3 rRNA genes are annotated in these 5,340 nt (G+C 56.0%); all 3 read right to left on the reverse strand.

Annotated features, from left to right (window positions below):
• Nucleotides 1–34: 34 nt before the first annotated feature.
• Nucleotides 35–151, reverse strand: a 5S ribosomal RNA gene (gene rrf / locus ACYVAP_RS16585).
• Between the two features lie 117 nt (nucleotides 152–268).
• A 23S ribosomal RNA gene (locus tag ACYVAP_RS16590) occupies nucleotides 269–3,332 on the reverse strand.
• A 358-nt stretch (nucleotides 3,333–3,690) separates the two neighbouring features.
• A 16S ribosomal RNA gene (locus ACYVAP_RS16595) occupies nucleotides 3,691–5,209 on the reverse strand.
• Together the 16S, 23S and 5S rRNA genes form the textbook arrangement of a ribosomal RNA operon.
• Between the last annotated feature and the right edge of the window lie 131 nt (nucleotides 5,210–5,340).

Here is a 5,340-nt window from a genome sequence, read left to right on the forward strand (position 1 = left end):
CCCAGCGACGTCCTCCACCCTTCCCGATGAAGATGTCCGGCGGCGACCTACTCTCCCACACCCTCCCGAGTGCAGTACCATCGGCGCAATCGAGCTTAGCTTCCGGGTTCGGAATGGAACCGGGCGTTTCCTCGATGCTATGACCGCCGTAACACGGCGAGACCAACCAGCCCTGACCAACCACACCCCCACCAGGGGACGCAGTGGCAGGAGTTGCTTCTCCAGAACCACACAGTGGACGCGAACACCAGCAAACAAAAACTTTGATGTTGATAAGTCATCGGCCATTAGTACCAGTCAGCTCCACACATTGCTGTGCTTCCACATCTGGCCTATCAACCCAGTCATCTACTGGGGGCCTCTCACCCACAAGGGGCACGGATATCTCATCTTGAAGCAGGCTTCCCGCTTAGATGCTTTCAGCGGTTATCCCTTCCCGACGTAGCCAACCAGCCATGCCCTTGGCAGAACAACTGGCACACCAGAGGTCAGTCCATCCCGGTCCTCTCGTACTAGGGACAGGTCTTCTCAAATATCCAACGCGCGCAGCGGATAGGGACCGAACTGTCTCACGACGTTCTAAACCCAGCTCGCGTACCGCTTTAATAGGCGAACAGCCTAACCCTTGGGACCAACTCCAGCCCCAGGATGCGACGAGCCGACATCGAGGTGCCAAACCATGCCGTCGATATGAGCTCTTGGGCAAGATCAGCCTGTTATCCCCGGGGTACCTTTTATCCGTTGAGCGACACCCATTCCACAATGAGGTGCCGGATCACTAGTTCCTGCTTTCGCACCTGCCCGACATGTCTGTCTCGCAGTCAAGCTCCCTTGTGCACTTACACTCAACACCTGATTGCCAACCAGGCTGAGGGAACCTTTGAGCGCCTCCGTTACTTTTTGGGAGGCAACCGCCCCAGTTAAACTACCCATCAGGCACTGTCCCTGATCCGGATCACGGACCGAGGTTAGGAATCCAGAACGACCAGAGTGGTATTTCAACAACGACTCCACACTCACTAGCGTGAATGCTTCCCAGTCTCCCACCTATCCTACACAAGCCGTTCCGAACACCAATACCAAACTATAGTAAAGGTCCCGGGGTCTTTCCGTCCTGCTGCGCGTAACGAGCATCTTTACTCGTAATGCAATTTCGCCGAGTTCGCGGTTGAGACAGTGGAGAAGTCGTTACGCCATTCGTGCAGGTCGGAACTTACCCGACAAGGAATTTCGCTACCTTAGGATGGTTATAGTTACCACCGCCGTTTACTGGGGCTTAAATTCTCAGCTTCGCTCCAAAGAGCTAACCGGTCCTCTTAACCTTCCAGCACCGGGCAGGCGTCAGTCCGTATACAGCGTCTTACGACTTCGCACGGACCTGTGTTTTTAGTAAACAGTCGCTTCTCCCTGGTCTCTGCGGCCCTCAGGGCTCTCACCCTTCAGGCCCCCCTTCTCCCGAAGTTACGGGGGCATTTTGCCGAGTTCCTTAACCACGATTCTCTCGAACGCCTTGGTATTCTCTACCTGATCACCTGAGTCGGTTTAGGGTACGGGCGACCGTATTCGTCACGCCGGAACTTTTCTTGGCAGTACAGGATCACTCACCTACGCCCATACGGGATCCCCATCACGTCTGACCCTTGATGACCCCAGCATTACCCGGGGTCGGGCTGCACGCTTAGACGGACTATTCCATTAAGTCCGCGGAAGCTACCTCTCTGCGTCATCCCTCGCGCTGACCTACTACAACCTTGGTTCCCAGCCTCACAGCATCCCTCACCCCGAAGGGCAAGAGGACTGATCGGGTGGTTAGCATCGACTGCCTCGGTATGGGTCCTCCTACGATCGGTTCGGGAATATCAACCCGATGTCCATCGACTACGCCTGTCGGCCTCGCCTTAGGTCCCGACTAACCCAGGGCGGATTAACCTAGCCCTGGAACCCTTGATCAATCGGCGGACGGGTTTCTCACCCGTCTTTCGCTACTCATGCCTGCATTCTCACTCGAACAGCCTCCACCACTGGGTTCCCCCGCGGCTTCGCTGGCTGCTCGACGCTCCCCTACCCATCCCGGCAGAACCGGAATGACACAGCTTCGGCGGTGTACTTGAGCCCCGCTACATTGTCGGCGCAAAATCACTTGACCAGTGAGCTATTACGCACTCTTTCAAGGGTGGCTGCTTCTAAGCCAACCTCCTGGTTGTCTCAGCAACTTCACATCCTTTTCCACTTAGCACACGCTTAGGGGCCTTAGCTGATGTTCTGGGCTGTTTCCCTCTCGACTATGAAGCTTATCCCCCACAGTCTCACTGCTGCGCTCTCACGTACCGGCATTCGGAGTTTGGCTAAGGTCAGTAACCCGGTGGGGCCCATCGCCTATCCAGTGCTCTACCTCCGGCACGAAACACGCAACGCTGCACCTAAATGCATTTCGGGGAGAACCAGCTATCACGAAGTTTGATTGGCCTTTCACCCCTATCCACAGGTCATCCCCTCCATTTTCAACTGAAGTGGGTTCGCGCCTCCACGCGGTCTTACCCGCGCTTCACACTGCCCATGGATAGATCACTTCGCTTCGGGTCTAGAGCCGGCGACTGAACGCCCCGTTCAGACTCGCTTTCGCTACGGCTACCCCACACGGGTTAACCTCGCCACCGACCACTAACTCGCAGGCTCATTCTTCAAAAGGCACGCCGTCACCCCGTAAGGCTCCGACGGATTGTAAGCACACGGTTTCAGGTACTATTTCACTCCCCTCCCGGGGTACTTTTCACCTTTCCCTCACGGTACTTGTCCGCTATCGGTCAAGAGGTAGTATTCAGGCTTACCAGGTGGTCCTGGCAGATTCACACCGGATTTCACGGGTCCGGTGCTACTCGGGAACAGCACTCAACGCCCTGCAACAGTTTCGTCTACGGGGGTCACACCCTCTACGCCGTCGCACTCAACACGACTTCGACTACCATCACACATTCACGTCGACCGTCCGGCAGAACAGTCCAGCACGTCCCACAACCCCCAACCTGCAACCCCTGCCGGGTATCACACAGGCTAGGTTTAGCCTCATCCGCTTTCGCTCGCCACTACTCACGGAATCACTATTTGTTTTCTCTTCCTGCGGGTACTGAGATGTTTCACTTCCCCGCGTTCCCTCCACACCACCTATACATTCAGTGGCGGGTACCAGGGCATGACCCCTGGTGGGTTTCCCCATTCGGACATCCTCGGATCACAGGTCGGTTGTCACCTTCCCGAGGCTTTTCGCAGACTCCCACGTCCTTCATCGGCTCCTCTTGCCAAGGCATTCACCGTGTGCCCTTTAAGACTTGGCAACACAAAGACACTAAAATTGCTTACAAGATGCTCGCGTCCACTATGTAGTTCTCAAGAAACAACCCCACACCCACACCACCAACGCAACCGCGCCGACCATGCAGGGGAGGACCAGCCACACACCCCACACCGACCCGAAGACCAGTGACAGGGCTGCGTGCAGCCTCACAACTCAATAGCGTGCCTCCACCTCAAACCAACAAATCCCCGCTCGTTCCAGACCTGCTCGAGAGCAGGTCGTACTGGAGCCGGTCACCGCCGGCGAAGTGCCTCTTCGTTGATGTTCCACCCTTGAGCAACCATCCTCACCACACGCGGGTGAGCAGACAGCCACCAATCATTGGTGTAGCTCCTTAGAAAGGAGGTGATCCAGCCGCACCTTCCGGTACGGCTACCTTGTTACGACTTAGTCCCAATCACCGATCCCACCTTCGACAGCTCCCTCACGAGGATGGGCCACTGGCTTCGGGTGTTACCGACTTTCGTGACTTGACGGGCGGTGTGTACAAGGCCCGGGAACGTATTCACCGCAGCGTTGCTGATCTGCGATTACTAGCGACTCCGACTTCATGGGGTCGAGTTGCAGACCCCAATCCGAACTGAGACCGGCTTTTTGGGATTCGCTCCACCTCACAGTTTCGCAACCCTTTGTACCGGCCATTGTAGCATGCGTGAAGCCCAAGACATAAGGGGCATGATGATTTGACGTCGTCCCCACCTTCCTCCGAGTTGACCCCGGCAGTCTCCCATGAGTCCCCGCCATTACGCGCTGGCAACATGGAACGAGGGTTGCGCTCGTTGCGGGACTTAACCCAACATCTCACGACACGAGCTGACGACAACCATGCACCACCTGTGCACCAGTCCGAAGAAAACCCCATCTCTGGAGTCGTCCGGTGCATGTCAAGCCTTGGTAAGGTTCTTCGCGTTGCATCGAATTAATCCGCATGCTCCGCCGCTTGTGCGGGCCCCCGTCAATTCCTTTGAGTTTTAGCCTTGCGGCCGTACTCCCCAGGCGGGGCACTTAATGCGTTAGCTACGACGCGGAAAACGTGGAATGTTCCCCACATCTAGTGCCCAACGTTTACGGCATGGACTACCAGGGTATCTAATCCTGTTCGCTCCCCATGCTTTCGCTTCTCAGTGTCAGTAATGGCCCAGAGACCTGCCTTCGCCATCGGTGTTCTTCCTGATATCTGCGCATTTCACCGCTACACCAGGAGTTCCAGTCTCCCCTACCACACTCTAGCCTGCCCGTACCCACCGCACGCCCGAGGTTGAGCCTCGGGTTTTCACGGCAGACGCGACAAGCCACCTACAAGCTCTTTACGCCCAATAATTCCGGACAACGCTTGCGCCCTACGTATTACCGCGGCTGCTGGCACGTAGTTAGCCGGCGCTTCTTCTGCAGGTACCGTCACTTTCGCTTCTTCCCTGCTGAAAGAGGTTTACAACCCGAAGGCCGTCATCCCTCACGCGGCGTCGCTGCATCAGGCTTTCGCCCATTGTGCAATATTCCCCACTGCTGCCTCCCGTAGGAGTCTGGGCCGTGTCTCAGTCCCAGTGTGGCCGGTCGCCCTCTCAGGCCGGCTACCCGTCATCGCCTTGGTGAGCCACTACCTCACCAACAAACTGATAGGCCGCGAGCCCATCCTTCACCGAAAAACTTTCCAACACCCGCCATGCGACAGGAGCTCATATCCGGTATTAGCCCCGATTTCCCGAGGTTATCCCAGAGTGAAGGGCAGGTTGCTCACGTGTTACTCACCCGTTCGCCACTAATCAGACCGAGCAAGCTCGGTCGTCATCGTTCGACTTGCATGTGTTAAGCACGCCGCCAGCGTTCGTCCTGAGCCAGGATCAAACTCTCCATGAAAAAACATGAAAAACTATAAACCTGACAAAAAAACAAACAACCAGCATGTAACTGCTAATCATCCGTATATTCTGCCAATCAAATATTGGCATCAACAAATAGACACGCTATTGAGATATCAAGCAACACGC

Source organism: Brachybacterium horti (genome assembly GCF_054777615.1).